25 protein-coding genes and 1 riboswitch are annotated in these 25,941 nt (G+C 39.1%); of the genes, 19 read left to right on the forward strand and 6 right to left on the reverse strand.

The window, feature by feature from the left end:
• Positions 1–71 precede the first annotated feature (71 nt).
• The gene (locus J7I93_RS16890) at positions 72–461 is read right to left on the reverse strand and encodes a hypothetical protein (RefSeq protein WP_214727074.1); all 390 of its coding nucleotides are present in this window, start codon (positions 459–461) and stop codon (positions 72–74) included.
• A gap of 154 nt (positions 462–615) precedes the next feature.
• Between J7I93_RS16890 and J7I93_RS16895 the strand changes: the two genes are divergently transcribed.
• The 5 genes from J7I93_RS16895 to J7I93_RS16915 all read left to right on the forward strand — a co-directional run bounded on the left by J7I93_RS16895 (position 616) and on the right by J7I93_RS16915 (position 5,667).
• Positions 616–2,358: a carbon starvation CstA family protein gene (locus J7I93_RS16895; RefSeq protein ID WP_214727075.1), complete on the forward strand. Its 1,743-nt coding sequence runs from the start codon at positions 616–618 to the stop codon at positions 2,356–2,358.
• A gap of 56 nt (positions 2,359–2,414) precedes the next feature.
• A complete protein-coding gene (locus J7I93_RS16900; RefSeq protein ID WP_214727079.1) occupies positions 2,415–2,678 on the forward strand; it encodes a cory-CC-star protein in 264 nt (87 codons plus the stop codon).
• Positions 2,679–2,693: 15 nt separating this feature from the next.
• Positions 2,694–3,653: an ArsA family ATPase gene (locus J7I93_RS16905; RefSeq protein WP_214727113.1), complete on the forward strand. Its 960-nt coding sequence runs from the start codon at positions 2,694–2,696 to the stop codon at positions 3,651–3,653.
• Between the two features lie 333 nt (positions 3,654–3,986).
• Positions 3,987–4,757: a CHASE3 domain-containing protein gene (locus tag J7I93_RS16910; RefSeq protein ID WP_214727081.1), complete on the forward strand. Its 771-nt coding sequence runs from the start codon at positions 3,987–3,989 to the stop codon at positions 4,755–4,757.
• Positions 4,758–4,962: 205 nt separating this feature from the next.
• Positions 4,963–5,667, forward strand: coding sequence for a methyl-accepting chemotaxis protein (locus tag J7I93_RS16915; protein WP_251025880.1), 705 nt, complete (start codon positions 4,963–4,965; stop codon positions 5,665–5,667).
• Between the two features lie 60 nt (positions 5,668–5,727).
• On the opposite strand, the gene asnA is transcribed toward J7I93_RS16915, so the two are convergent.
• The 3 genes from asnA to J7I93_RS16930 form a co-directional block, all read right to left on the reverse strand.
• Positions 5,728–6,741 carry an aspartate--ammonia ligase gene (gene asnA, locus J7I93_RS16920; RefSeq protein ID WP_214727084.1) on the reverse strand — a complete coding sequence of 338 codons (1,014 nt, stop codon included), beginning with the start codon at positions 6,739–6,741 and terminating at the stop codon, positions 5,728–5,730.
• Between the two features lie 178 nt (positions 6,742–6,919).
• Positions 6,920–7,903, reverse strand: coding sequence for a TIGR03943 family putative permease subunit (locus J7I93_RS16925; protein WP_214727085.1), 984 nt, complete (start codon positions 7,901–7,903; stop codon positions 6,920–6,922).
• A gap of 11 nt (positions 7,904–7,914) precedes the next feature.
• Positions 7,915–8,913, reverse strand: a complete 999-nt coding sequence (locus J7I93_RS16930; RefSeq protein ID WP_214727086.1) for a permease — start codon at positions 8,911–8,913, stop codon at positions 7,915–7,917.
• Between the two features lie 468 nt (positions 8,914–9,381).
• Between J7I93_RS16930 and J7I93_RS16935 the strand changes: the two genes are divergently transcribed.
• The 4 genes from J7I93_RS16935 to J7I93_RS16950 all read left to right on the forward strand — a co-directional run bounded on the left by J7I93_RS16935 (position 9,382) and on the right by J7I93_RS16950 (position 12,295).
• Positions 9,382–10,560, forward strand: coding sequence for a GTP-binding protein (locus J7I93_RS16935; protein ID WP_214727087.1), 1,179 nt, complete (start codon positions 9,382–9,384; stop codon positions 10,558–10,560).
• A 16-nt stretch (positions 10,561–10,576) separates the two neighbouring features.
• Positions 10,577–10,726 carry a 50S ribosomal protein L33 gene (rpmG, locus tag J7I93_RS16940; protein WP_214727088.1) on the forward strand — a complete coding sequence of 50 codons (150 nt, stop codon included), beginning with the start codon at positions 10,577–10,579 and terminating at the stop codon, positions 10,724–10,726.
• A gap of 342 nt (positions 10,727–11,068) precedes the next feature.
• Positions 11,069–11,824 carry an SDR family oxidoreductase gene (locus J7I93_RS16945; RefSeq protein WP_214727089.1) on the forward strand — a complete coding sequence of 252 codons (756 nt, stop codon included), beginning with the start codon at positions 11,069–11,071 and terminating at the stop codon, positions 11,822–11,824.
• Between the two features lie 144 nt (positions 11,825–11,968).
• Positions 11,969–12,295, forward strand: coding sequence for a hypothetical protein (locus J7I93_RS16950; protein WP_214727090.1), 327 nt, complete (start codon positions 11,969–11,971; stop codon positions 12,293–12,295).
• A 184-nt stretch (positions 12,296–12,479) separates the two neighbouring features.
• On the opposite strand, the gene J7I93_RS16955 is transcribed toward J7I93_RS16950, so the two are convergent.
• Positions 12,480–12,749, reverse strand: a complete 270-nt coding sequence (locus J7I93_RS16955) for a phage holin family protein (RefSeq protein ID WP_214727091.1) — start codon at positions 12,747–12,749, stop codon at positions 12,480–12,482.
• A gap of 438 nt (positions 12,750–13,187) precedes the next feature.
• Here J7I93_RS16955 and J7I93_RS16960 point away from each other — a divergent pair, with 438 nt between their 5' ends.
• Together J7I93_RS16960 and J7I93_RS16965 are read left to right on the forward strand one after the other, a co-directional pair.
• Positions 13,188–13,388, forward strand: coding sequence for a cold-shock protein (locus J7I93_RS16960; RefSeq protein ID WP_009334826.1), 201 nt, complete (start codon positions 13,188–13,190; stop codon positions 13,386–13,388).
• Positions 13,389–13,507: 119 nt separating this feature from the next.
• Entirely contained in the window at positions 13,508–14,092 is a 585-nt protein-coding gene (locus tag J7I93_RS16965) for a DUF421 domain-containing protein (protein WP_214727092.1), read from the forward strand.
• 69 nt (positions 14,093–14,161) lie between these two features.
• On the opposite strand, the gene J7I93_RS16970 is transcribed toward J7I93_RS16965, so the two are convergent.
• A complete protein-coding gene (locus tag J7I93_RS16970) occupies positions 14,162–14,320 on the reverse strand; it encodes a hypothetical protein (RefSeq protein ID WP_214727093.1) in 159 nt (52 codons plus the stop codon).
• Between the two features lie 411 nt (positions 14,321–14,731).
• A riboswitch (SAM riboswitch) is annotated at positions 14,732–14,835 on the forward strand.
• 86 nt (positions 14,836–14,921) lie between these two features.
• Between J7I93_RS16970 and J7I93_RS16975 the strand changes: the two genes are divergently transcribed.
• The 8 genes from J7I93_RS16975 to selB all read left to right on the forward strand — a co-directional run bounded on the left by J7I93_RS16975 (position 14,922) and on the right by selB (position 25,844).
• Positions 14,922–16,256: a Na+/H+ antiporter NhaC family protein gene (locus J7I93_RS16975; RefSeq protein ID WP_214727095.1), complete on the forward strand. Its 1,335-nt coding sequence runs from the start codon at positions 14,922–14,924 to the stop codon at positions 16,254–16,256.
• 226 nt (positions 16,257–16,482) lie between these two features.
• Positions 16,483–17,628: an exonuclease SbcCD subunit D gene (locus J7I93_RS16980; RefSeq protein WP_214727097.1), complete on the forward strand. Its 1,146-nt coding sequence runs from the start codon at positions 16,483–16,485 to the stop codon at positions 17,626–17,628.
• A complete protein-coding gene (locus J7I93_RS16985) occupies positions 17,625–20,759 on the forward strand; it encodes an AAA family ATPase (protein ID WP_214727099.1) in 3,135 nt (1,044 codons plus the stop codon). The genes J7I93_RS16980 and J7I93_RS16985 overlap by 4 nt, the downstream gene beginning before the upstream one ends.
• 63 nt (positions 20,760–20,822) lie before the next feature.
• Positions 20,823–21,500, forward strand: coding sequence for a Dph6-related ATP pyrophosphatase (locus J7I93_RS16990; RefSeq protein ID WP_214727101.1), 678 nt, complete (start codon positions 20,823–20,825; stop codon positions 21,498–21,500).
• Between the two features lie 101 nt (positions 21,501–21,601).
• Positions 21,602–21,976 (forward strand): SET domain-containing protein, encoded by a 375-nt coding sequence (locus J7I93_RS16995; protein ID WP_214727103.1) that lies wholly within the window; start codon positions 21,602–21,604, stop codon positions 21,974–21,976.
• 112 nt (positions 21,977–22,088) lie between these two features.
• Entirely contained in the window at positions 22,089–22,820 is a 732-nt protein-coding gene (locus J7I93_RS17000) for a YwaF family protein (protein ID WP_214727105.1), read from the forward strand.
• Positions 22,817–23,623 carry a type II pantothenate kinase gene (coaW, locus tag J7I93_RS17005; RefSeq protein WP_214727106.1) on the forward strand — a complete coding sequence of 269 codons (807 nt, stop codon included), beginning with the start codon at positions 22,817–22,819 and terminating at the stop codon, positions 23,621–23,623. The genes J7I93_RS17000 and coaW overlap by 4 nt, the downstream gene beginning before the upstream one ends.
• 355 nt (positions 23,624–23,978) lie before the next feature.
• On the forward strand, positions 23,979–25,844 hold the full coding sequence (selB, locus tag J7I93_RS17010) for a selenocysteine-specific translation elongation factor (protein ID WP_251025882.1): 1,866 nt from the start codon (positions 23,979–23,981) through the stop codon (positions 25,842–25,844).
• The last annotated feature ends 97 nt before the right edge of the window (positions 25,845–25,941 follow it).

Genomic DNA, 25,941 nt, shown 5'->3' on the forward strand with positions numbered 1-25,941 from the left:
ATTGTGTGAAAGGTATCTCCTATTGAGTATTAATTCATCATAATTTTTTTATGTAAACTAACGTTCGACCATCAATAATCCGCCCCATCCAAATATTCCGTATCATAAGAATTTTCCCCGGCATGAACAGATAGGAGTGTATCTGAGTAACCGACGAGTCTATTTATGACTTCTTCGGAAAAGGCCTGTACGATGTACATCATTTCAGGTTTATGGAGGCAGGGGTCGTCGTAAATGATTGTTGTATTAATGAAAATTTCCTTTGTACCATATAGATTGTAATGAATAATAGCTTTTCCGGCAGCCCCTTTAGTACGGGGATCTTGAAAGCCTGGAAGAAAGAGGTACCATTCCTCAGCAGTGGCTGACCGGAAGTTTTTAGTGAATGTTATTGCTTCTATAAATTCGTTAATTTTTTCATGAGAGACAGCAGTTTTTAAATTAATAATTTTTTTATCCATAAAGATATCCCCCAATCTTTTTTGTTTTTATTCTACCCAATCGTATTAATTTTTAGTAACACAGAGAATTAAAATTCTGAATTTATTGACTAATAGGAATCCTTTTTTTATCATAAGATTGTAATATCAGGTCTTAAAAAGGAGGGATTTACCTATGAATTCAATTTGGCTGGCTGTCATAGGAATGACTGTTTTTGCCATAGGCTACCGTTTTTATTCAAAATGGGTGGCTGAGAAGATTTACAGGCTTGATCCGAATTATATAACACCTGCTCATCAATTTAAGGACGGTGTCGATTTCGTTCCAACCAATAAGAAGGTTCTTTGGGGGCATCATTTCACCTCGGTAGCAGGTGCTGCGCCGATTGTCGGCCCGGCAATCGCAGTCTATTGGGGGTGGCTGCCTGCGTTCCTATGGGTTATTTTGGGAACGGTGTTTGCTGCCGGTGTCCATGATTTTGGCACCTTGGTACTTTCGGTGCGCAATAAAGGACAATCGGTCGGTACCATTACTAATAGGCTAATTGGAAAGCGCGCGAAGATGTTGTTCTTATTTATTATTTTAGTCCTTGTACTTATGGTAAACGCTGTTTTTGCCTGGGTTATTTCCAATTTATTTGTCAAGTTTCCGGCAAGCGTGCTGCCTGTCTTCATCCAAATTCCACTGGCCATTTGGATTGGATATGCCGTTTATAAGCGGAAAGCAAGCATGCTGGTTCCATCGCTGATTGCATTGGCAGTCATGTATGGCACAGCTGTTTTGGCTAGCCGTGTTCCTGCCTTGCAAATTGATTTGGTCAGTTATTTTGGCGGTGCAGAGAGCAATGTTTTGTTCGGGTTGAATGGTGTGGCTATGGCTTTCTTCATCTGGATCCTTGTTTTAATGGTTTATTGTTATATTGCATCGACATTGCCGGTATGGAAGCTTTTGCAGCCTCGTGATTATATTAATTCCCACCAGCTCGTTGTAGGTTTGCTGATTCTTTACCTTGGATTGGTGTTTCTGCAGCCGAAGGTAACAGCACCGGCCACAAATGCAGCTGCATCAGATATTTCATGGTTTCCCTTATTATTTATAACAATTGCTTGCGGTGCGATTTCAGGTTTCCACGGCCTCGTTTCTTCTGGAACATCCTCCAAGCAGCTTGATAAAGAGACAGATGCCCGGTTTGTCGGATATCTTGGCGCAGTAGGAGAAGGTGTTCTTGCATTAATCGCAATTATTGCGGTTGTTACATTCTTCTCTACTCAGGGTGAATTTTTATCCACATACTCGAGCTTTGCTGCAGCAAGTTCCGGCGGTTTAGGAGTCTTCATTCAAGGGGCTGCCCAATTAGCAACCGGGGTTTGGATACCTGCTGACATTGCCAGCACCATTGTATCGGTTATCGTTGTATCATTCGCAGCTACGACACTTGATACATCTGTTCGTTTGATGCGCTATATCATTGCTGAAATTGGAAGCGAATACAATTTAAAGCCATTAACCAAAACCCATGTGGCGACAACTATTGCTGTGGCTTCCAGTGCCGCACTGGTTCTGCTGCCAAAAGGTCCTAATGGTTTTGGCTCCGGCGGATATTTATTATGGCCGCTGTTTGGCACAAGCAACCAGCTTCTAGCCGGCATCAGCTTATTGCTGATTTCCATCTGGCTGAAGCGCCAGGGACGAAATTACCTAGTTACTTTTGTCCCGATGGTATTCGTATTCTTCATGACCGTCTGGGCTATGATTCAGCAAGTTGTATTCCAGTGGTCTGGTTACGGTTCATCAGATGCCAACATGCTGCTTTTTATTCTAGGCGGCATGATTCTAATCTTTGTATTCTGGATCATTGTAGAAGCCTTCAGCGCATTCAATAAAGATCATACACCAACTTTGACACAGGACATGTAAAGTTATGGAGGCCGGGGTGACCCGGTCTCTATTGTTATTTTGAAAGGAGCAGCAGCATGAGCCTAATGAAAAAGATGAAAAGAGCGATTTCCCTTTATGATGAAATCCTCAAACAGCCGCACAGGACTGAACTGGCCAGAGAATTAAGAGATGAAGAGGATCTTTTTATGCTTCTATGTTTTTCCGAAATGCTCGGGCTTCCAAACCCGGCGTTTTACTACACACTGGAGCTGTACCCAATGATTATCGAGCGATTCCACGACTGGCATTTGCGGATGGGCATGGAAAAGTCGCCGCTTGATGGAATCCGCTGCTGTTAGAAAGGGGAATAAATGTTGGAGCTTTTAAGTAAGAAGATATATTTTGTTGGCGGTAAAGGAGGAGTCGGAAAAAGTACAACCTCTGCAGCACTTGCACTGCTGCTGTCCAAGCAAGGAAAAAAGGTCCTTCTTGTTTCGACTGATCCAGCACATAATACGGGAGATTTATTTCAAATCTATCTGGATGGAGAAATTACATCTGTCCGGTCCGGTCTGGATGTTCTTGAAATTAACTCAGAGAAGGAGACATTCCGTTATATCAATGGAGTAAAAGATAATATCAAAGGGCTTGTCAAATCGACCATGCTGGATGAAGTCCATAGACAAATAGACCTTGCTGCGGCATCTCCAGGGGCGGAGGAAGCTGCTTTGTTTGACCGGCTTACTTCTCTTATTCTGGAAACGATTCATCAATATGATAGCATTGTGTTTGATACGGCTCCAACTGGTCATACAATTCGCTTGCTGACTCTTCCTGAGCTAATGGGAGTCTGGATGGACGGGCTATTGGATCGCCGGAAAAAAATAAACAAAAATTACGCAGAATGGATGAATGACGGCGAACCAGTTGAAGATCCAATCTATGAAAAGTTGATAGAACGGAAAGATAGATTTATGAAGGTACGAGATTACCTGCTTAATCACGATCAAACAGAATATTTATTTGTAATGAATGCAGAACGGCTCCCAATTATAGAGACGAAAAAGGCGATTGATACACTTTCTCAGCATAAAATCCATGTACATACTATGGCGGTGAATAAAATAATTCCGGAAAAGGCAGACGGGCAATTTATGGAGAAGCGTCGGCAAAACGAAAAAGTATACCTAAATGAAATTCAAGATGTATTTTCCAATAAAAGAATACTGATGCTGCCATTATTGGATAGAGACATTTCAAGCTTTGAAGATTTAGAGGCATTCACAGCCAATTTGGAGTCTTGCCTTTTAGCAGGAAGGGAAAAGCAAGGTTAAAAACAATCGTGCACTTTTAATCTGTGGTACTTTTCACTGGTAAGCATCAAAAATAAGAAAATAGCGGAGGGGTTTGTCCACACCATTTCAATAATAATTAATACACTAATATAGAAGATCTCCTCCCTAAAGATCTTTGGTCTGCATAGTTGCCGTTAATCTGTGAACAGGATTAACGGCTTTTTCTATGTTCTAAAATGAGAAGATTAGCGAAAAGGGAAGAATTTTCTGTAAATAATTGATTTAATAGCCAAAAAGTACCTGACTTACCAGGAGTATTCATGTTAAATTATAAGTATAAACTCCTATCACAGCAGGGAATGAGGATGATTAATGAAATTTACCGTGGCAAAAAAGCTGATTCTAGGATTTTTATCAGTCCTTTTTTTATTTGGATTAGTGGCCGGCCTTTCTAACTACGAACTTGGAAACGTTAATCGAAATTATAATAAACTAATAGATGGGAATGTCTCTGAAGTTATTCTGGTTAAGACTTTAAAGGCTGAGCTGATGAATGAAGCAGGAGGGATTCGCGGTTATTTATTGACAGGGGATTCTACTTATCTTAGTGATTATGAAAGTGCCAGAAAAAGAATGGAACATCATATTGAACAATTACATAAAGTAACGGATCAAAACGAGGAGAAAGAACTGTCTAAAGAGCTTGAAGTTCTTCATAATCGTTACCAAAGCATTATTGATAAAGAAATTAAATTTAAATTGGAAGATAATAATGCCTATATGTCATTAGTTGAAACTTCTGACAAGCAAGTAAGCCAGGAATTTAATCAAAAAGCGGATGAACTAGTAAAATTTTATGAATCACAGTTAAATGCAAGCATAGCTGAGACAACCGACTATGTTAAATTTGTTCAGGTTTTTGTATTGGCCATTACGCTTGCAGCAATTGTTGCGGCAATGCTTATCGCTTATAATATCAGCAGGATAATTTCCCGTCCGATTAACTTGGCTGCTACAACGATTGATAAGGTGGCAGGCGGAGATTTAAGCCAGGAAGATATAAAAGTGAAAAACAGCGATGAGATTGGGGAATTAATTTTATCCTTAAATAAAGGATTTGCGGTCTGTGGTCAGCCAGGTTAGAGATACCTCTGCACAAGTGGCTACAAGCAGCGAAGAGTTAGCTGCCAGCGCTGAGCAAAGTTCACTTGCATCAGAACAGGTAGCTCAAATTTCGCAAAATAATGCCCTTGGTATTGAACAGCAGCTTCACCGTTTCCGCGAGGTTTCTGCGACAGTAGAGGAAATAGCATTAGGTATCCAGCAAATATCCTCCAGCAGTGAGCAGATGCTTGAAGCAGCAGAAAAAACAGAGCAGCTTACAAAAAAAGGAACAAAGTCAGTTGATAATGTAGTAAGGCAGATGAATGAAATAAATACTTCTGTGGGAAATGCCACTCAGTATATTCATACACTTGAAACCCGTTCCAAAGAAATCAGCAATATTGTAGAGCTTATTACTAATATTGCAGAGCAGACAAATCTGCTTGCTCTCAATGCTGCTATTGAAGCAGCCAGAGCAGGGGAGCATGGAAGAGGCTTTTCTGTCGTGGCTGATGAAGTCCGAAAACTGGCTGTAGGCTCCAAGCAATCTGCTGATCAAATTCAGGAAATGATTGGGTTGATCCAGGAGGAAACCCGGCAGGCAGTTAAAGCAATGGAAAAGGGAAATGAGCAGGTAAAGGAAGGGCTGGAAGATACTAGTGAAGCTAGTGTTGCCTTTTCAGAAATTGCCGATTCAATGGGGGATGTTTCCAGCAAAGTAGAGGAGGTTTCTGCCTCTGTCGAAGAGCTTTCAGCCCTGAGTGGTCAAATCATTGAAGTGATTACCAATGTGAAAGTGATATCCGAAGAAAATGCAGCTGCCTCACAGGAAACATCCGCAGCAACAGAAGAGCAGCTTGCCACAATGGAAGAAGTCTCTTCATCTGCTGATTCGCTGGCAAGACTTGCCGAAGAACTGCAAGTAGTTGTTTCTCGCTTCAAATTGTAATGCTAAAATAGGTGAATGTATGAAAAGGGCACTCCTATAAAAGGAAAGCCCTTTTTCTTCTTATAAAAGTGATATATTCCTTTTCTTGCATTCTTTCATGATGGTCTCGTTCCAAACGGAAGCCTGGACCTCCCCAATATGGGCTTTTTTCAACAGGAACATACAGAGGCGGGATTGGCCAATTCCGCCGCCAATTGTATGAGGTAAACTTCCATTAAGAATAGCCTGGTGGTAGTCAAGGGTTTTGCGGTGCTCATCTTTGGATATTCTCAGCTGTTTTAAAAGGGCTCTTCTATCTACCCTAATTCCCATTGAAGACAACTCTATTGCTCTATTTAATAAGGGGTACCATAGGATGATATCTCCATTTAATGTCCAATCATCATAATCGGGAGAGCGTCTGTCATGGCTTTTTCCTGATGGCATTGGGCCTCCAATTTGCATGATGAAGACAGCGCCATATTTTTTTGCAATGATATCCTCTCTTTCTTTTGGATCCTTATCTGGATATAAGTATTCGAGCTCCTCTGACCTAATGAAAAAAATCTTTTCAGGAAGCATGGGTTTTAGTTCAGGGTACAGCTGGTGGACATGTTTTTCAGTTTTTCTTAAGACATTATATATCTTTTGAACCTCTTCTTTTAAAGTGCTTAAGTTTCGCTTCTCCAGAGAAATGACTTTTTCCCAATCCCATTGGTCCACATAAATGGAGTGAAGGCAATCTAATGATTCATCCCGCCTAATCGCATGCATATCTGTATAAAGTCCTTCTCCAATGTTAAATCCATATTCGCTTAGTGCCACTCTTTTCCATTTAGCAAGCGATTGAACGATTTCAATTTTTTCTTCATTGAGATCGATAGCATCAAAAGAAACAGTCCGTTCCACACCATTTAAATTATCATTTAATCCCTTTCCTTCTTTAAGGATTATGGGGGCTGATACCTTTAATAAATTAAGGCTTTCTGACAGGCTGCTTTCAAAATAATCTTTGCAGCTTTTAATTGCAATATGGGTCTCTTTAAAACTTAATTTTGATTGATACTCATGTTGTCTGGAAATTGAATTTGCCATTATTACCTCCATATAAAAAGGTTTTCCGCAGGACTAGTTAATCAAAGTGCAGTGAAGACCTATTCATTATCTAAAAATAAGGTATGTATATTTTTACAGATAGTTGACTAATTATAAATTATTTTTTAAAGAAAAGAAAAAAGGGACTCTAATCAAAGTCTCTTTTAGAAGTTGTTTTTTATAGTATCCTGATATTAATAGGGTAAAGGTACGGTATAAATGGTTCCTCAATTTCTTCCCATTTTTTAATTTTAATAAGTGGAAGTTCTGCTCCATTATAGGTTGCGGTATCAATTACCCCAGTTACTTTAATCCACATATTATCATAAAGTTTCGGTGCATCCTCCAATTCTGAAAGAAAACCAATCATACTCGCATCCGCCACGCAATGAGTGATCAAAAACCTTGAAACGACCAGCTGATTGGAATCTAATCCCTCTTCTTTATAAACAAATCCCTGGAATTCAATTTCTCTGCCTTTAAACTTATTGATATCTTTACTGATTTCCTCGTAGTACAAACCAAAAACGGAATCATCCATTTTTATAACAGAGCTTGAATTTAACTCCTTTTTTAATTGCTCAAATTCCTCCTTAGAAATCTCCTGTTCACCTTCATAAACAGATGGGTCTTGTTCAATTTGTTCCTCGAAATCTTCTAAATTATCCTCAAGGGAATATTCTTCAAAATCATCTGCTGAACTTTCGTCTATATTATCAAAATTTTCTTGTCCGGCATCCTCTTTATTTTGATTCCCAAGTATAGCTAGTCCTCCTTTTTTATCAGCAATGGATGCATCGAGCGTTTTAGCCGGCAAGAAAAAACCTGTCATTAACGGAAAAACGATTATTGAGTAAGATAGCAGTTTTTTTACTGTAAACGGAGAATCTCCATGATCATGAGAGCAATCATGATCATGATTGTTGTGACAGCATGAATGGCTATGATGATCATGATTCCCGGTTTCTTTTTTTGAAGTCCAAATTCTAGTAATCTGAATAAAAAACAAGATTAAGAACAGAATCGATGCTGATTGGCTTAATCCAGTGTATTTTGGATTAATGTATTTAGTTATGTCACCTGTATGGTGAAGTTGATAAATCAGTCCACAAAAAGCCAACAGGATTAATGCCCTTAATGCCTGCTGAAAATGAAATTTCATCGTAATCCCCCTTAAATAACGTTCTGAAAAATAAGCAAAGTGATAAATACAACCGAAGCAGTGAGTGCTAATATTCCAAGGACGAACTTCAATCGAAACACACTAAGCATCATAATGGTATTTTTAAAATCAATCATTGGTCCGAAAATAAGGAAGCCCAATATTGATGACCTTGGAAAAATACTGCTAAAGGACGCTCCAATAAAGGCATCCGCTTCTGAACATAGAGATAGAATATAGGCAAAACCCATCATGATGAGCAAGGATACAACAGGGTCATCGGCACTTTGCAGGAATACTTTTGCTGGCATATAGACTTGTACAATTGAAGCTAAAAAAGCCCCTATAATTAAATATTTAGACATATCAAAAAATTCATCAATGGAATGGGTCAGCATGGACCAAACCTGGTCTATGAATGAAGTTTTTTTTGCTTTACTATGTTGATTGATTAAATGAATTGAATCCTTCAATTGATTTGACTTAAATTTAAAGCTCACTGCAAAAGCAACGATAATGGCAACTAAAAAACCCATTCCCATTCTAAGACCTGCCATTTTAAGATCGTTTCCAAAAGCCATGTATGTAGAGGCAATTACAATGGGATTAATTAGCGGCCCTGTCAGCATGAAGCCAATTGCCGCATATACAGGTACGCCTTTAGAAATGAGCCGGCGAATAATAGGGACAATACCGCATTCGCAGGCAGGAAATAGAGCCCCAACTACGCAGCTCATGACTACAGCTGCAGCTCTATTTTTCGGAATCCACCTCTGTATATGTTCTTCTGTAATAAATATCTGGATAAACCCGGCTATTAAAACACCAATCAATACAAAAGGCAGGGCTTCTATTAGAATACTTATAAAAATAACATTAAGGTTTAGTAGAGAGGCGGGAATTTCTAAAGAAAGATCAAGGCCTGAACTGAAAGATATGAGATAAACTAGAATGGCCAATAAAAAAATGCCTGTAATATCGATAATATGGCTGCGAAATATTCGAATCATGACTTCCTCCTAAATGTAAAATCGTAATGATTTCGTTTTAAACTTTATATTAATTCTATGAAATTGTAAATGGGAATATGAACATTTTGAGAGGTTAGGAGAAATGGAGGGGAAAATATTTTTAAATTGCTGCTTGCAATCAGCTTAAATTTCTATTAAGATTTAAACTGTAAACCGTAACAATTACGATTTGTTAAATAAGTGAGTCCTTCTGTATAAATAGGTGGTAATTGGCGGAGGGAACCATGGATGTACAAGTGCCAACTGCATGCTAAAGAAATCTAATCGTTAATAAAATCCTTCAATGGTGTCCCCATCTTTATGTTTCCGGGCCGCTGGCAGAGATGGAAATGGGGGCCGATTGCAAGGAATATCGTGGGAGCAAGGCAGGCATCACAAAGAATTATTTAATGCTTATAGAGTTTAAATCGTAATGAGTACTATTTTCAAAGGAGGAGAGGAAGGAAAGTGAATAAAATCCCTGTTACTGTTCTGAGCGGTTATTTAGGCTCAGGAAAGACAACATTGTTGAACCATGTATTACATAATCGCGGCGATAAAAAAATTGCAGTCATTGTAAACGATATGAGTGAAGTCAATATTGACGCTTCCATGGTAAAAAAGAGCGGCTTTACAAGAACAGATGAAAAGCTGGTCGAGCTTCAGAACGGCTGTATCTGCTGTACCCTGAGAGAAGACTTACTGATTGAAGTTGAAAGATTGGTAAAGGACGGGGTGATTGATTATATCTTAATTGAAGCTTCAGGGATCTCAGAACCTATTCCGGTTGCCCAAACCTTCACTTATATTGATGAAGAACTTGGAATAAATCTCTCTGACAGATGCAGGCTGGACACAATGGTTACAGTTGTTGATGCAAATCGATTTTGGCATGATTTTGCTTCCGGTGAAAGCCTCCTGGACCGAAAACAGGGAACGGATGAAAATGATACGCGAGAAGTAGTTGATCTATTAATCGACCAAATCGAGTTTGCCAACGTAGTGGTTTTAAACAAAATAGATTTAGTAGATAAAGAAAGTTTGGCTGAACTCAAAGGAGTTTTACTGAAGCTAAATCCTGATGCAAGAATTATTGAAGCCATGCATTCAGAAGTAGATATGAAAGAAATCCTTGATACTGGCTCGTTCGATTTTGAGAAAGCGAGCCACGGAGCAGGTTGGATAAAGGAATTGAATGAAGAGCATATTCCTGAGACAGAGGAATTCGGCATCTCCTCTTTTGTTTATAGAAGAAAGAGACCGTTTCATCCGGAAAGATTTATGCATTGGCTGGAGGATTGGCCTGTAGATATTGTGAGGGCAAAAGGTTTCATATGGCTGGCATCCCGGAATAATATGGCAGGATTGCTGTCACAAGCTGGCCCATCTATAACATTGCAGGGAGCGGGTGAGTGGGTTGCAGCCTATCCGGAAGAAGAAAGGCTTGAAATTCTTGAAGAGGAACCGGAATTGCTTGAAAAATGGGATGAGGATTTTGGAGACCGAATGATAGAACTTGTTTTAATTGAAATAGACATGAATAAAGAAGAAATTGAGTCAAGCCTTGACAAATGCTTACTAACAGAACAAGAGATGAAGACAGATTGGAGTAAGCTTACTGACCCGCTTCCAGCTTTCCATTTATAAAAAAGGAGGAAATAATATGAGAGTAAAAATTACATTAGCATGCACAGAAACGGGTGACCGTAATTATATAACAACAAAAAATAAGAGGAACAATCCGGACAGGATTGAATTAATGAAATACAGTCCGCGGATAAAAAAACATACCTTGCATCGTGAAACAAAATAATTATGAGGAACCCATCCAAATGAACTCTTGTTGAAAAAAATCAGTTGCTTTTAATAATTGTTATAGATATCCTCATAATAGGAGATGAGCGGAAGGGGAATTGAGATTCCATATGTGGCTGAACTTGTTATCATAATGAATTTGAATAGATAGCTTTTTCTTTAAATACAATGGGGAAAGGTCTGTCTATTTTTAAATAAATGATGATACAAGGAATGGGTGATATGGAGTCCAAAAACCTGTCACTTAGCAGATACCTTGTTGTGTATCTGCTTTTTTGTGTTCAAATTTCATCTCCGAGACTTAAATATCACAGCTTGCCCTAAATGGAGGGAACACTTAATGACAAGTCAAAATAAAAAGCATGCAGTAGTGACTGGAGTCAGCTGCTATAGAGGAATTGGTGCGGCCATATGCCGCAAGCTTGCTTTGAATAATTTTAATATTTTTTTTACTTACTGGGAGTCGGCTCCCGGCTGGGAAGCTGAATTTTGCAAGGATATTATGGGTAGAGGTGTTAGCTGCAAAGGGCTGGAATTTGATTTATCAGATGTCCGAGCCGCAGAGAAAGTTCTTGACTCGGTGGTCTTGTATTTGGGCGAGCCCTCGATTATTGTGAATAATGCTGCTCATTCAACTCGTGACGGCTATATGGAGTTGGATTGGGAAACACTGGACGCGCATTATGCTGTTAATATGAGAACTACATTTCTTCTGTGTGCAGAGTTTGCTCGAAGGTTCCCCTCCTGGAATTTAACCTATGGAAGGATCATTAACATGACTTCCGGCCAGGAGCTAGGTCCAATGCCTGGTGAATTGGCCTATGCTTCTACCAAAGCAGCTATTTCGGCATTTACCCGTTCTTTATCTGTTGAAGTTGCTCATTTGGGGATTACGGTTAATGCAATTAATCCGGGTCCTACTGATTCGACCTGGATGAATGAAGAGATAAGAAACCACCTTTTGCCTAAGTTTCCAATGGGACGAATTGGCCAGCCTGAAGATGTTGCTAATCTGGCAGCATTTCTTGCAAGTGAGGATGCCAAGTGGATAACAGGACAGGTTATTCATTCCGAGGGAGGGTTTCTCCGGCTTTAATCCCAGGTGATTTAATAGAAAATCAAGTAACATTTATATAACAAATAACCCCTATTTGTATCATTTTCGATACAAGATACCTAAAAGGGTTTATAGTTCTCTGCCGTAAGTGTATAAATAGAAGATAGTAAAGGGGAGAGACCTATGATAAATCTATTAAAAGACCCTAATTTTGTGCAATTTTGTGAAACTGCATCCCCACTTGAAATGGTAGAGCATTTAACAGGAGGCAATATTAGAGGGCTGGAAAAAATCGCATTGGGGACTCTGGCAAATAGAAGGCAGCTGCCTCCTAATGTCGTTAATGTCCTTCTTGTTTATTTTTTCAGCACTTTTGAAAATAAAGTATATGATCGAAATGATCTTGCCCGGCTTTACGATTACTGGTCTTCCAATCATGTATATAGCTTCTCAAAAGCACAGGAAATGACTGAAGAAAATATTGAAAATGTCTTATCATGTTTAAAATAGATATAGATATTCCCAAAAGAAGTTCAGCCTCAAAGGATTGAACTTCTTTTTATATGCAATTACATAGGAAATAGCTATAAGACAGGTATAATATTTATAAAAGGATTCCATTCCTGGGTCAAATGAATATAAAATGCAAGATGCCCAGCCTAAAAAAGTCCTCAAAACGAGGACATCAAAAACATTATTTCTTTCTTCTCACAGAAGCTCCTTCTATTGTTTGTTTCATCATTTGATGGCCGAGAACTGCCACTCCTGCCGCAATGATTCCATTAATGACTCCGTTTATTGAAAATCCAAATGCGAAACTGCCAATAGTGACTGAGATAATGACAAGGATCCAAAGTATAGACCAATCAGGAACGGAGGGTGTTTGCTTCAGCGCATACCCGATCACCCATAATGCTGGGACCAGCATATAATAATTTTGGCTCAAAAAATCAAAAAGGTTCATGTTAATCACCTCCTAAGTGATATCACTGTATTATATGAATGTCTCTACCAAGGCGTTTGTTTGCTTGTCCGATTTTCAGCATCTATTTTAAATTGAAGATTTGAGAGTCTTTATTTGAATAAGGAAAAAAATTCAAATCTTCTCCTCATGTTTGAATAAGAATCTACTGCGGTAAATTACTTACCTTCAACAGATCAAATCCTGTTTGCTAAACATGCTGCAGACCTATTGATAGTGCTTTCATTCGGATGGCAATTAGTTGACATTCCTATCTAATAGTGCTAAATTTAAATCAGCCGTTATGCATCGTGTTATATTTTGCTAGCTGCTTCTTCAACCGTTAGGCAATGGTCTGGATGAGTAATGAACGTAAAGTTATAAGCGTGTATATGGTGAATTTACACATGGCTTTTTTGAAGCCAATAGGAGGATTTTTTCATGAAAAACGGTAAAGTAAAATGGTTCAATGCTGAAAAAGGTTTCGGATTCATCGAAGGTGAAGACGGAAACGACGTATTCGTACATTACTCTGCTATCCAATCTGAAGGTTTCAAATCTTTAGAAGAAGGCCAAGAAGTTTCTTTCGAAGTTGTTGAAGGTGCTCGTGGACCTCAAGCAGCTAACGTAACTAAACTATAATTGACAGACCCATAGAAAAACAGCCTGGCCATTGGCCAGGCTGTTTTATTTTTGCAAAGATTGCATATTAGTCCGGTTTTTACCACATCCTAAAAGAAAAAGGAAGGTGGATTTACAGGATGAATTTTGCCTGGCAATCATTACTATTAGTTTTTGCAGGAGTCTTGTTGCTGCGCATAGCAGGCAGGAAATCTATTTCGCAAATGACACTTGCCCAAACAGTTGTTATGATTTCAATTGGTTCCATCATTATTCAGCCAATTATTGAGACAAGTGTGTGGAAAACTATTGTGGCTGCAGCCATTTTTATTGGATCATTAATTTTAATGGAGTATTTGCAGGTAAAGTTTAACTTTATAGAAAAGTTTATAACCGGCAAATCCAAAATCGTAATTGAAAATGGGAAGCTTCAGCCCGCAAATATGAGAAAACTCCGATTTACTGCTGATCAATTGGAAATGAGACTGAGGACGAACGGAATTACAAAAATTTCAGATGTGAAAATGGCAACACTTGAACCTAATGGCCAGCTTGGATACGAATTAATGGATGATGCAAAGCCTTTAACAGCAGGCGAGTTTAAAAGATTAATGGGCTGGATGATTTTACAGTCTCCTGTGCAGCCTGTCCCGCAGCAGTCAAATGATATTTTCCAGGAACTTAAAGAAGGACATCCCCAGCCGCACTCCCAGGACCTGCACTAATTTGGAATCTTATACACAATAAAAAATTGTGGGAATTAAAGAAGCCGCTAACTATTCGCGGCTTTTTCTTTAATCTGAGTTGGTGTTTTGCAGGCTTCTCCTCGTATCTAGTATTAATTCCTGTATTCGTAAGTGATGAAGAATGGTCATGATCACAATCCCGATACTGAATATACTGGATAAGATTGTGCTTCCAACCAAAAAACGAATTACCTTTCGATCGAACATCTTTTCACTCCTTTTTTCCTTAGTATTTCATTTTAAGGAAAAAATTATTAATTTTTTGTGTAGTTTAGAGCAGGCAAGGATTTCTTATAAAAACGCTGTGTTAAAGCCAAAAGTTGATTTTAGCACCCTGTTGATTGGGGCGGAAGGCTCTAGATGCCCGAAAATGTATTCGATTTCCTTCGTGCGATATTTATTCAAGGCTGCTTATTCAAAAGCTTGCTGGAGTGCTGATCAAAGGATGAGCCCACAGGCTCACTGCGCCGAGGAGGCTCAGGACCGGCCGGGGAAAGTGGTTACCTTGATGGGAAATCAATAGAAAAATTTAAAATTGCATATAAAAAAGCTTGAACTTTAATCAATTTCCTGTATAATTTTCAGACATGAGTTAGTAATAATAACTTCATAACTTTTAACTTATCAAGAGAGACGGAGGGACTGGCCCTAAGATGTCTCGGCAGCGGGCTCATGTGAGTGCTGTGCCAAATCCAGCAAGCATTATGCTTGGCAGATAAGAGGGGACTGTAATATAGCAGAGATCTCTTCTTGTTTGAAGAGGTCTTTTTATTATGTCATTAAAACCAATTAAGGAGAGAGGATTAGTATGAAAACAAACAAAAATGGTAACCCATGGGCTTTACTCCCGCTTTTGGCATTCCTTCTGATTTTTATTGGGAGCGGCCTTGCAACAGGTGATTTTAAAAAAGTTCCAATTATTGTGGCTGTGGTAATAACAGCAGGAATTGCCCTATCCATGAACAGGAAGACTCCATTTATGGAAAAGGTTGATATATTCACGAAAGGGGCTGGAAATCCCAATATTGTTTTGATGGCTATAATTTTTTTACTGGCAGGTGCATTTTCGGGAACGGCTAAAGGAATGGGGGCAGTTGATTCGACAGTCAACTTGGCATTATCCTATGTGCCGCAAAATATGCTTATGGTTGGGATCTTTATTATCGCCTGCTTTATTTCTCTATCAATGGGCACTTCAACAGGTACAGTTGTTGCGCTTGCTCCAATAGGTGTTGCACTGGCTGCTGAAACCGATATATCCGTAGCTTTGGCAATGGCTGCTGTTATTGGCGGTGCCATGTTTGGTGATAATCTTTCTGTGATTTCTGATACTACTATTGCAGCAGTCCGGACCCAAGGGACAAAAATGAAGGATAAGTTTCGTGTAAATTTTTTAATTGTGCTGCCTGCAGCTCTGGCAACTGCTATAATTCTAGGGTTCTTAACAGCTGGTCAGGAAAGTGCGGTAACAAGCCAGGATTATAGCTTGCTTAAAGTGGTTCCATATTTGGGGGTACTTTCTGCTGCTTTGTTAGGAATGAATGTTATTCTTGTTCTAAGCGGCGGGGTCTTGCTCGCAGGGCTGATTGGGATTGCTGACGGAAGCTACACGCTGGTTTCCTTCTTGCAAATGATTGCAGAAGGGATGGCAGGAATGCAAACTCTTGCAATCATAGCTATCCTAATTGGCGGAGTTGTTGAGATTATTCGCTATAACGGGGGAATTGATTATTTGCTGCACATAGTTACAAGCAAAATAAACTCTCGAAGGGGTGCTGAATTTGGTATTGCATCGCTTGTTTCACTTACCAATCTATCTACTGCAAATAATACCATTTCCATTATCATTGCAGGCCCCCTGGCTAAAAATATAGCGGATCAATATGATATAGATCCGCGTAAATCTGCAAGTATACTAGATATTTTCGCTTGTTTCGTACAAGGATTTATTCCATATGGCGGACAGATGCTGGCAGCTTCCGGTCTCGCTGCAATTTCGCCGGTGAGCATTATGCCATACTCAATTTATCCACTATTAATTGGAATCACTGGTGTAATCGCCATTCTTATTAATTTCCCCAAACTAAAAGTGCATGAAGAGGTAAAGAATAGCACATTGGAGGAATCTGCTCCGCGGGGTTAAAGGTTGTTCCAGAAGAATCATATATAATGAAAGATATAAGAGCCTAGGTTATAGGCTCTTATTATTTTTCCTGAAAATCTATCTATTGGAAATTTTTCCTGATATAATAAGAACGAATGTTCTGCTAGTTTAGTTTCCTTATTTTGCAGAAGTACTTCAATTTTTGTTTTGCTATAATGGTAACATTGTATATATTTAATCATGGTAGGAATAGAGGGTGATTGATATGAAATTTATCCATACTGCGGATTGGCATTTAGGTAAACTGGTTCATGGAGTATACATGACGGAAGACCAGCGCCATTTTTTAAATCAATTTGTTGAAGTGGTTGAACAAGAAAAGCCGGATGCTGTTGTTATCGCTGGAGATTTATATGACCGGTCTGTACCTCCAACTGATGCTGTTGAATTATTAAATGAAATTCTTTTTAAAATAAATGTAGAACTTAAAACGCCAGTAGTAGCAATTGGCGGAAACCATGACAGCGCCGAAAGGCTTTCCTTTGGCAGTTCGTGGTACAGACAGAGCCAATTCTATTTATCAGGAAAGCTGGTAAATGATTTCAGGCCTATACATATAGATGGTGTTAACTTTTACCTTGTACCTTATGCAGAACCAGGCATGGTCAGGCATTTGCTTGATGACGACAGAGTCCATTCACATGACGATGCTATGAAGTCGATTGTCGGGAAAATAGAAGAATCTCTGAACCCAAATGAACCCAATGTTTTAGTTGGGCATGCTTTTGTACTAGGAGGGGCGACGAGCGACTCGGAAAGGACTCTTTCTGTCGGTGGTTCAGGCTGTGTTCATTCTAATTGCTTCGATCCTTTTTCGTATACAGCACTCGGGCATTTGCATAGTCCTGATGCCATCAAACATGACAAAATCCGTTATTCTGGCTCACTTTTAAAGTATTCTTTTTCTGAGGCGAAACAGGAAAAGTCGATCTCTATTATTGAAATGAAAGAAAATGGTGATTTTGATCTTCGTACCCGATCCTTACAGCCTAAAAAAGATTTAAGAGAAATCGAAGGCCATCTTGATGAGCTGATGGATCCATCATTCTATGAAAAACAGAATCTGGATGACTATCTAAAAATCACACTTTTGGATGAAGGGGCTTTACTGGATCCGATCAATAAGCTTAGGCAGGTGTATCCAAATGTACTTCACCTTGAACGGAAGATTTCAATTACAGATATGAAGAAAAAAAACTCCTTCATTTCTATGAAGGAAGAGAAAAAGTCAGAGCTTGAGCTTTTCAAGCAGTTTTACGAGCAGATGACTACTTCTGAATTTACAAAAGATAAACAACAGGCAATGACTGATGTGATTGAAAAAGTGCTGAGGGAGGAGGCTCTGAAATGAGGCCATTAAAATTAAAGATGCAAGCGTTCGGCCCTTATGCAGACAGTGAGCACATTGACTTTACAGAGCTTGGAAACCGGACGATGTTTGTTATTTCTGGAAAGACTGGTTCCGGAAAAACGACCATATTTGATGGGATCAGCTATGCGATTTACGGAAAAGCAAGCGGTGAGGACCGCAATGGACCAGAACTTAGAAGTCAGTTTGCCAAAAACGAAACACTGACTGAAGTTTCTCTTGAATTTACATTAAGAAATAAAGCATATTACATTACCAGATCGCCTCAGCAGGAAAAGAAAAAAGAACGTGGCGATGGGACAACAACAGTAAGTGCCAAAGCAGAACTCTACATTTATGATGAAAATGGCAGCCGGCAGCTTCTTGCGTCCAATGTCAGGGATGTCGATGAAAAAATAAAGGAAATCATGATTATAGACAGCAACCAATTCAGGCAAATCCTGATGATCCCTCAGGGTGAATTCAGGAAACTTCTTACCTCGGAGAGCAAGGAAAAGGAAGTAATCCTTCAGCGGCTATTTCACACCCAGATTTATAAGCGGATTGAAGAAAAGCTAAAAGAGTATGCTTCTGAGCTAAAAAGAACAGTTGAAGACCAAGTAAAGCTTCGTGATCAGCTTTTACTCCAGGTGCAGGCAGTTTTTAATGAGGAACTTAAGGCATATTTGGAAGCTGGCAGTGTAAATGACACAATCTTGCTGCCTCTTGTAAATGCAGAAATTGTGCATATGTCGGAAGGGTTAGAGGAATTAACGGATGCTGGCAAGAAGCAGAAAGAAAAAAGAGACAATCTGCAGCAAAAGCTGTATGAAGCTGAAACCATAGTTAAACAGCTGAAGGCAAAAGAAGATCTGAAACTAAGGAAAGATGATCTGGATGGGTTAAAAGAACAATTTGCAGGGAAGGAAAAACTTATTTCGCTTGCACAGAAAGCAGCTTTGCTTAGCCAGCAGGAGCAGCTTTGCCACGAAATAAAAAAGGATTTAGACCTTTCAAATGAGGAGCTTACTGCACTTAAGAAAAGCATTACTTCCTTAGCCGGCCTATTAGCGGAAAACGAAGAAAGATGGGAAGCTGAAAAGAAACGTGAAGATGAAAGAAAGCAAGCTGGGGAGAATGTTAACCGGCTGCAAAACATGAAAGAGGATATCCACTCTTATGCGGAAGTAGAAAAGCAAGTTCGTTTGCTTGAAGAAAAGCTGGAAAACCTCCGTCTTCAAAAAAAGAATAAGGATGAAGCAATTAAAAACTCTGAACATAAAATTCAAGTATTGGCTGAGGAAAAACAGAATATTGAAAAGTGTCATTTAAAGCTTATGGAGAATGACCGGCGGCTGGAAAAAATGACTGAAGAAATAGAACGGCTTCATAAATATGAAGAACAGCAGGGCGAGTATTTGCTAGCTCTCGAAGTATTTGAAAAAAAGAAAAGCTACTTTGAACAGGCAACATCCAGGCTGGAAGATGCCAGAATGCTTGTTGAGGAGTTGGAGCGTAAATGGCTCCATGGACAAGCATCCATCTTGGCAAATCAGCTGCAACATGGTGAAGCCTGTCCGGTTTGCGGCTCAGATCATCATCCTAATCCGGCTGTATCGCAAACGGATATTCCTGATGAAAAAGATTTAAAAGCAGCAAAACGGCAGGCTGCTGAAATCGAAGCTGATAAAGCGAAAGCAGAGTCATCGTTCTATGAATCTCAATCAAACGTAAAATCTATTGAAAATGCTTTATGTGAACTATTTAAACTCATACAAAAACATCAGCCAGATTTGGAAGAGGAACAGCTTCCGGTTATTAAGTGTACTCTTCTTGCTCAAAGAAAGGATCTCTTAAACATTCAGGATGATTTAAAGAAAAAGAGCACCAGGCTGGAAGCATGCACCTTAGAAATGGAAAAATCTCATCAACACAAGGAAGTGCTGGCTGCAGAAATAGACTCGCTGCAAAGTCATATAAATGATACCGCGATTCTCCATGCTGAAAAGAAAGGCAACTTGACAAGGATGACTGAAACGATACCGGAAAATCTGCGGTCTATTGAAGCATACCAGGCCAATCTGAAAGCAGCGGTCGATAAACTGGAGACTTTGCAAAAAATACTGGAAATTGCACAACAGAAATATCAGGATACAAAGGCAGCTTATATGGCTGAACAGGCAAAAATGGAGACCATTGAAAGGCAAACTGGTAAGCTTGAGGAAAAGCTAACAGTTGAAAGACAGAACTTTGTTCAGCGAATGAAGGATCAAGGCTTTGAAGCATATGGAGAATACCGAAATGCAAAAAAATCCGAATATGAAATTCGTGCGCTGGAAGTAGAAGTTCGGGAATATCGTGAAGAAGTACGGTCAGTTAGTGACCGTTATTCGGAACTCTTACAGCTTTTAGAGGGTGTTGAAAAGCCAGATATAGTAAGTCTGCAAGCAATCTTAAAAGAAACAGATGACCAGCTAAAACAGCTGCAGGATCAATATACAAATCTGTATATGAAAAAGAAGCATAATGAAGAAACGTCACAAAAAATAACAGAAATTAATGAAAAAATGAAGGCCCTTGAAGAACGTTATAAAGTGATTGGACATTTATATGAAATTTCAAAAGGACAGAACACATATAGAGTTACTTTTGAGAGATTTGTACTTGCTGCATTTCTGGACGATATACTCAGAGAAGCAAATGGGCGATTAACCCGGATGACAAGCGGCCGGTACCAATTGCTGAGGAAAACGGACCGCTCAAAGGGAAATGCGCAAAGCGGACTTGAACTGCTTGTGTTCGACCAGTATACAGGCCAGGAAAGGCATGTCAAAACATTATCAGGCGGAGAAAGTTTTAAAGCAGCATTAGCTCTTGCACTTGGCTTGGCTGATGTAGTCCAGCAGTACGCCGGCGGAGTTTCTCTTGAGACGATGTTCATTGATGAAGGATTTGGCACACTTGATCCTGAATCATTAGATCAGGCAATTGAGGCTTTAATCGATATTCAAAGCAGCGGCAGACTTGTTGGCATTATTTCCCATGTTCCTGAATTAAAGGAAAGAATCGACGCCCGCCTTGAAGTAACCGCGAGCCAGACAGGCAGCAGCACGGAGTTTCAATTTTTAAATTAGTTAAAAATAGAAAGATAGCTAGCCTATCATTTCTAAATTTCAAAAGAAAGAAGGTGATGAAAGTTGGTTAAGAGAGTAGCTTTATCGTGGAGCGGCGGCAAAGACAGCTGTTTAGCTTTAGAGGCTTTAGTAAAGCAGGGTGTTGAAGTCACATGTCTAATAACAACAGTTCCAGCAGAGATCGGCAGAACTTTTGGCCATGGAGAAAAGACTGAATTGATTACTCTCCAGGCTAATTCTTTATCTATACCTGTTGAATTCATTGCTTGTTCTTATGAAAATTACACCGAACGTTACGTTAGTGAATTAAAAAGATTAAAAGATAAATTTGAACTTACAGGCATTGCCTATGGTGACTTGTACATGGATGGACATCGTGAATGGGGCGAAAAGGTAGCAGCGGAATCAGGAGTAAAAGCTGTTTATCCTCTTTGGATGAAGGCAAAAGATAGTATAGAGGCATTAGAAACTTTTGTGGAATCCGGTTATAAGGCCAAAGTAATTCGTGTTCGTGAGGATGTACTGGATTCTTCCTGGCTGGGCAGAGAACTTAATACTGCCTTTTTGCGTGATATCCAAAATGAAGCTGTTTGCCCGATGGGGGAATCTGGAGAGTATCATACTTTTGTATATGACGGCCCATTGTTCTCGCAAAAGATTCAACTAGCTTCACCTAAATTAATACAGCTTGAAACCACCAAAAAGCTGGAATTTGGAGAATATAAACTTATCGCAAAATAAAAGAGAAAACATCCCGATATCTTTGACAGTTATTTATTTAGGCTTAACTGTCAAACATAAAAAATAAAACACGTCTTAGACGAGAATGAGCAGGTAACTAAATGATTGAAATCAAAACATCTACGCTTAGTGATGGCGAACATAACAGAGGAGTATTTGCAACACGTGATATTAAAAAGGGAGAACTAATCCATGAAGCACCAGTCCTGCCTTACCCCAATGAAGAGCATCAGCATATAGAAAAAACCGCCCTTGCTGATTATGCCTTCGAATATGGATCCAAACACAGCGCTATCCTTTTAGGGTATGGCATGCTTTTTAACCATTCCTATAAACCAAATGCTGTTTATGATATTAATTTTGATAACCACACTTTTGACTTTTTTGCCTATAAAGATATAAAAGCGGGAGAAGAAATACTTATCAATTATAATGGGGAAGTTGATAATAACGATCCGCTTTGGTTTAATCAGTAATGATTTTTATCCAGCGGAGTAAAAATTTTTTCATGATGTTTGTTTTAAAAGAAGGAATATAGAAATAATCATCAAAATTAATTGATAGCCGTTCTGAAGGAGGAGAGTTATTATGTCCGGAGTATTTTCTCATGATTATAATACTTTCCCTTTTATTGCTTTTACAGCTTCTCATCTTTTAATGATTTTCTTATTTGCTGTCGTTTCTGCCATTATGTTTATATTTAGAGGTCGCCTTCGAAACATGGACGGCCAGGTCAGGAAGATAATGTTTTTCTTGCTTTTTACTATGGAACTCTTTTACCATATATGGCTTTACAAAGGCGGCTATTGGGATGTTACCTTCGCTTTGCCGCTCCATCTCTGTTCGATTAGTCTAATTCTCTGTTTGATATTATTAGCAACTAAATCTAAAGTGGTTTTCCAAATTGTTTATTTCATTGGCATTGTCGGTGCTCTAATGGCTATTCTGACTCCAGAGCTTTTTTTAGGCTTCCCTCACTTTCGTTATTTTCAATTTTTCATCACACATAATTTAATAATATGGACTTGCCTTTATTTTGTGTTTGTCCATAACTATAGGCCCACAGGTAAAGGTTTGCTCATGTCTATCCTATTTTTAAATATAAGTGCGGCTGGTGCTTTTCTGGCAAACAAACTTACAGACGGTAACTATATGTTCCTTTCCTATAAACCAGATAATGCTACTTTATTAGATTATTTTGGTCCTTATCCTTTTTACATATTTTCACTTGAAGGGGCTGCAATATTGCTGTTTATTATGTTGCTGGTGCCGTTCAAATTGAAAGATAGAGAAATTGCAAGAAAGGAGCAATCCTCATGAAAACTGTTAAAATTGGGATAGATGCGGGCGGAACATTACTGAAGATGATTTATGAAGAAAGCGGACGCTTTCACTATAAAACCTATTCAATGGATGACTTGCAGAGTTCTATGAGTTGGCTGAAAGTGACTGCAGCTGGCGCATACGTTGCATTAACAGGCGGCCAATCAGAATTTCTTAAAAAGAATTACTTTCCGAATGCCATCACAGTTTCTGAATTTCAGGCAAACTGTGAAGGAGCTGCTTTCTTGATGAAGCAGGAAGGGATAACAAAGGAAAACTATTTGCTGATTAATATTGGAACCGGTACGTCCATTTATCTATGTAAGGCCAGGGAATATACTCGAATATTAGGGAGCGGTATCGGCGGAGGCACATTTTTGGGGCTTGGGAAACTCATTACTGGTATAACAGACTTTTCAGATTTGGTTTCTTTGGCTAGAAATGGTGAAGCTGCGGCTGCAGATTTGCTGGTTAAAGATATCTACCACCCTTCTAAACCTCCAATAGACGGATGCCTGACTGCAAGTAATTTTGGAAAAATCAGGAAAAGTGAAGATGTAAGCAATGAAGACAAAATAGCAAGCTTAACCAATATGATTGCAGAAACCATTGTACTTTTAAGCATGCAGGCAGCTTCCCAGCATCGAATTAATGACATCGTTTATATTGGAAATACTCTCAAAAACAATATGCAGCTTAATAGCCGTATAGGGTTTTACACCAACATGCTTGGCCTAAATCCAGTTTTTGTTCAGAATGGGGAATACAGTGGTGCTGTAGGGGCTTTCTTGTCTTTATAATACCTTTTTACAGAAGGCTGTTTTCTTAAAAATTGTTGTTTTTGAATAGATTTGTTAATAAACACAATTGATAAAAAGGTTGGTTGATTGGAGCGTAAGGTGCTAATCCCGCGAAAATGCATTCGCATTTCCTTCGTGCTTTGATTATTGGAGGATACTTATTCAAGGTCCCGCGGATCGCTGAGTATCCTGGAGCGGAAATCAACCTCTCTACAATACTTGTTTAAAATGCAACAAAGTTTGCGAAAAAAAATAAACTAAGTTTGCAAAAACAGGCTTTTTTTCAGGATACAGTTAAAAAGAATGTAAATAGAAGTAGGTGGCAGATTTGACGAAGAGATATTTTACTATAGGCATGGCAGGACATATCGACCATGGAAAAACAACTTTAACTAAAGCTTTAACAAATGTAGATACTGATAGGTTAAAAGAAGAAATAGAACGGCAAATATCCATTGAGCTCGGGTTTGCTCCTTTATATGAAGATGAAGAAATTCAAATATCTGTAGTGGATGTACCTGGGCATGAACGTTTTATACGGCAGATGATCGCCGGTGTGGCGGGAATAGACTTAGTCGTACTAGTAGTAGCCGCTGATGAAGGGGTAATGCCCCAAACAAAAGAACACCTTGAAATTCTTGATTTTCTTGGGATCCGAAATGGGATTGTCGCTATTACGAAAATTGATCGAGTTGACGAAGAATTTATAGACCTTGTAAAAGAAGAAATAATCGAGGAACTTAAAGGAACAGTGTTTGAACGTGTTCCGTTTGTTTTAACAGATAGTTTGTCCCTTAATGGAATTGATGAACTAAAGCAATTAATCGTACATACTTTGAAGGAACAGGACACCCGGGATGCCAAAGGGGCTTTCCGTCTGCCGATAGATCAGGTATTCACTGTTAAGGGGCAAGGAACGGTTGTAAGGGGAACAGTTTATGAAGGACGGATTGAAGAAGGAAAGCCTCTTAAAATACTGCCAAAAGGACTTGAGGTAAGGGCTCGGCAGCTCCAGGTGCACCATCAGGCTGCAAATGCCGCCTTTGCAGGGCAAAGGGTTGCAATTAACCTTTCGGGGGTATCTAAGGAAGACATTGAGCGTGGTGAGGTGCTTGTTTCTTCTGAACATTTTAGCGTAACGAAAACCATTGATGTTGCAGTTAGAATGGTTGAAGATCTTGAACATTTAATAAAACAGCGAATGCCCATTAAATGCCATATTGGGACAGCTGAAGTTATGGGCAGAATCGTATTTTTTGATCGTAATGAATTAACCGATAGCGATGGGGAAATTCTCTGCCAGCTGCGATTGGACGAAGAGATTGTAACCAAAAGGGGAGACAGGTTTATTTTGAGAAGGCCCAGTCCCCAGGAGACAATCGGAGGCGGCTGGGTCATTGATCCCAACGGCGAGAAATATCGGTTTGGGTTAAATACCATAGAGGAATTAACCAAGAAAAAGGAGGGCAGCCCTAAAGATAGAATTATGGCTGCGTTAACAGAAGGTAAGAGTCTGTCGCTTTTTGAAATAATGACAAGAACTTCACTAGATGAAGTGACAGTAAAAGAAGAACTGACAGATGCAGACTTCATTAGTATAAACAGCAAAGAATTTACACTCTTTGCTTTAAAAGAAACCATTGAGGAAGAAATATATGACCGTTTGCATGAGTTTCACCATGAACACCCGATGAAGCAAGGGTTAAATAAAGCAGAACTTCTGCAGGTTATGCAGAAAGCCTATCCGAAAATGCTTGTTGAATTTGTGATTAGCCGTGGCATTGAAGGTAGTATTTACAGAAGAAAAGGGCAATATTTACAAAATGCTGATTTCCAGCCGCACATCCCACAAAACTGGAAAAAACGTAGTGAAAATCTACTGGCTGATTTAAAAAAGGATGGTTTAAAAGTAAAGCATTTTGATGATTATTACCATTCTGCTGGGATTCCGGAAGTTCTAAAAGGTGATTTGAAGCGTTTTTTAGAAGAGCAGGGAACAATCGTACCACTTGATGGGCAATTCTATTGGCATGGAGATCATTTCAGGGAAGCAGTAGATAAACTAAAAAAAGATACAAGTACAGAATTTGATGTCGGAGATGCGAAGGAAGTACTGGGGCTTTCCAGAAAATATATGATTCCTTTTTTAGAGAGGCTCGACTCCATGGGACTTACAAACAGAATTGAGAACAAAAGAGTTTGGAGAAAAACAGATCTTTAATGAAAAGCTGGTCCTTTGGACCGGCTTTTTTATTTATATTCGTTATAAAAAGTAAGATAAACAGCTATAGAAAGAAAGGTTCTATAATATTTGTTGG

The organism is Bacillus sp. ISL-47 (assembly GCF_018613175.1).
In the GTDB taxonomy this organism is placed as follows: domain Bacteria; phylum Bacillota; class Bacilli; order Bacillales; family Cytobacillaceae; genus Cytobacillus.

Excerpts from the sequence above, each read along its gene's own strand:
- J7I93_RS16890 (WP_214727074.1), bottom strand. The coding sequence starts at position 461 with ATGGATAAAAAAATTATTAATTTAAAAACTGCTGTCTCTCATGAAAAA.
- J7I93_RS16895 (WP_214727075.1), top strand. The coding sequence starts at position 616 with ATGAATTCAATTTGGCTGGCTGTCATAGGAATGACTGTTTTTGCCATA.
- J7I93_RS16900 (WP_214727079.1), top strand. The coding sequence starts at position 2,415 with ATGAGCCTAATGAAAAAGATGAAAAGAGCGATTTCCCTTTATGATGAA.
- J7I93_RS16910 (WP_214727081.1), top strand. The coding sequence starts at position 3,987 with ATGAAATTTACCGTGGCAAAAAAGCTGATTCTAGGATTTTTATCAGTC.
- J7I93_RS16915 (WP_251025880.1), top strand. The coding sequence starts at position 4,963 with ATGCTTGAAGCAGCAGAAAAAACAGAGCAGCTTACAAAAAAAGGAACA.
- asnA (WP_214727084.1), bottom strand. The coding sequence starts at position 6,741 with ATGGCAAATTCAATTTCCAGACAACATGAGTATCAATCAAAATTAAGT.
- J7I93_RS16925 (WP_214727085.1), bottom strand. The coding sequence starts at position 7,903 with ATGAAATTTCATTTTCAGCAGGCATTAAGGGCATTAATCCTGTTGGCT.
- J7I93_RS16930 (WP_214727086.1), bottom strand. The coding sequence starts at position 8,913 with ATGATTCGAATATTTCGCAGCCATATTATCGATATTACAGGCATTTTT.
- rpmG (WP_214727088.1), top strand. The coding sequence starts at position 10,577 with ATGAGAGTAAAAATTACATTAGCATGCACAGAAACGGGTGACCGTAAT.
- J7I93_RS16945 (WP_214727089.1), top strand. The coding sequence starts at position 11,069 with ATGACAAGTCAAAATAAAAAGCATGCAGTAGTGACTGGAGTCAGCTGC.
- J7I93_RS16950 (WP_214727090.1), top strand. The coding sequence starts at position 11,969 with ATGATAAATCTATTAAAAGACCCTAATTTTGTGCAATTTTGTGAAACT.
- J7I93_RS16955 (WP_214727091.1), bottom strand. The coding sequence starts at position 12,749 with ATGAACCTTTTTGATTTTTTGAGCCAAAATTATTATATGCTGGTCCCA.
- J7I93_RS16960 (WP_009334826.1), top strand. The coding sequence starts at position 13,188 with ATGAAAAACGGTAAAGTAAAATGGTTCAATGCTGAAAAAGGTTTCGGA.
- J7I93_RS16965 (WP_214727092.1), top strand. The coding sequence starts at position 13,508 with ATGAATTTTGCCTGGCAATCATTACTATTAGTTTTTGCAGGAGTCTTG.
- J7I93_RS16970 (WP_214727093.1), bottom strand. The coding sequence starts at position 14,320 with ATGTTCGATCGAAAGGTAATTCGTTTTTTGGTTGGAAGCACAATCTTA.
- J7I93_RS16975 (WP_214727095.1), top strand. The coding sequence starts at position 14,922 with ATGAAAACAAACAAAAATGGTAACCCATGGGCTTTACTCCCGCTTTTG.
- J7I93_RS16980 (WP_214727097.1), top strand. The coding sequence starts at position 16,483 with ATGAAATTTATCCATACTGCGGATTGGCATTTAGGTAAACTGGTTCAT.
- J7I93_RS16985 (WP_214727099.1), top strand. The coding sequence starts at position 17,625 with ATGAGGCCATTAAAATTAAAGATGCAAGCGTTCGGCCCTTATGCAGAC.
- J7I93_RS16995 (WP_214727103.1), top strand. The coding sequence starts at position 21,602 with ATGATTGAAATCAAAACATCTACGCTTAGTGATGGCGAACATAACAGA.
- J7I93_RS17000 (WP_214727105.1), top strand. The coding sequence starts at position 22,089 with ATGTCCGGAGTATTTTCTCATGATTATAATACTTTCCCTTTTATTGCT.
- coaW (WP_214727106.1), top strand. The coding sequence starts at position 22,817 with ATGAAAACTGTTAAAATTGGGATAGATGCGGGCGGAACATTACTGAAG.
- selB (WP_251025882.1), top strand. The coding sequence starts at position 23,979 with ATGGCAGGACATATCGACCATGGAAAAACAACTTTAACTAAAGCTTTA.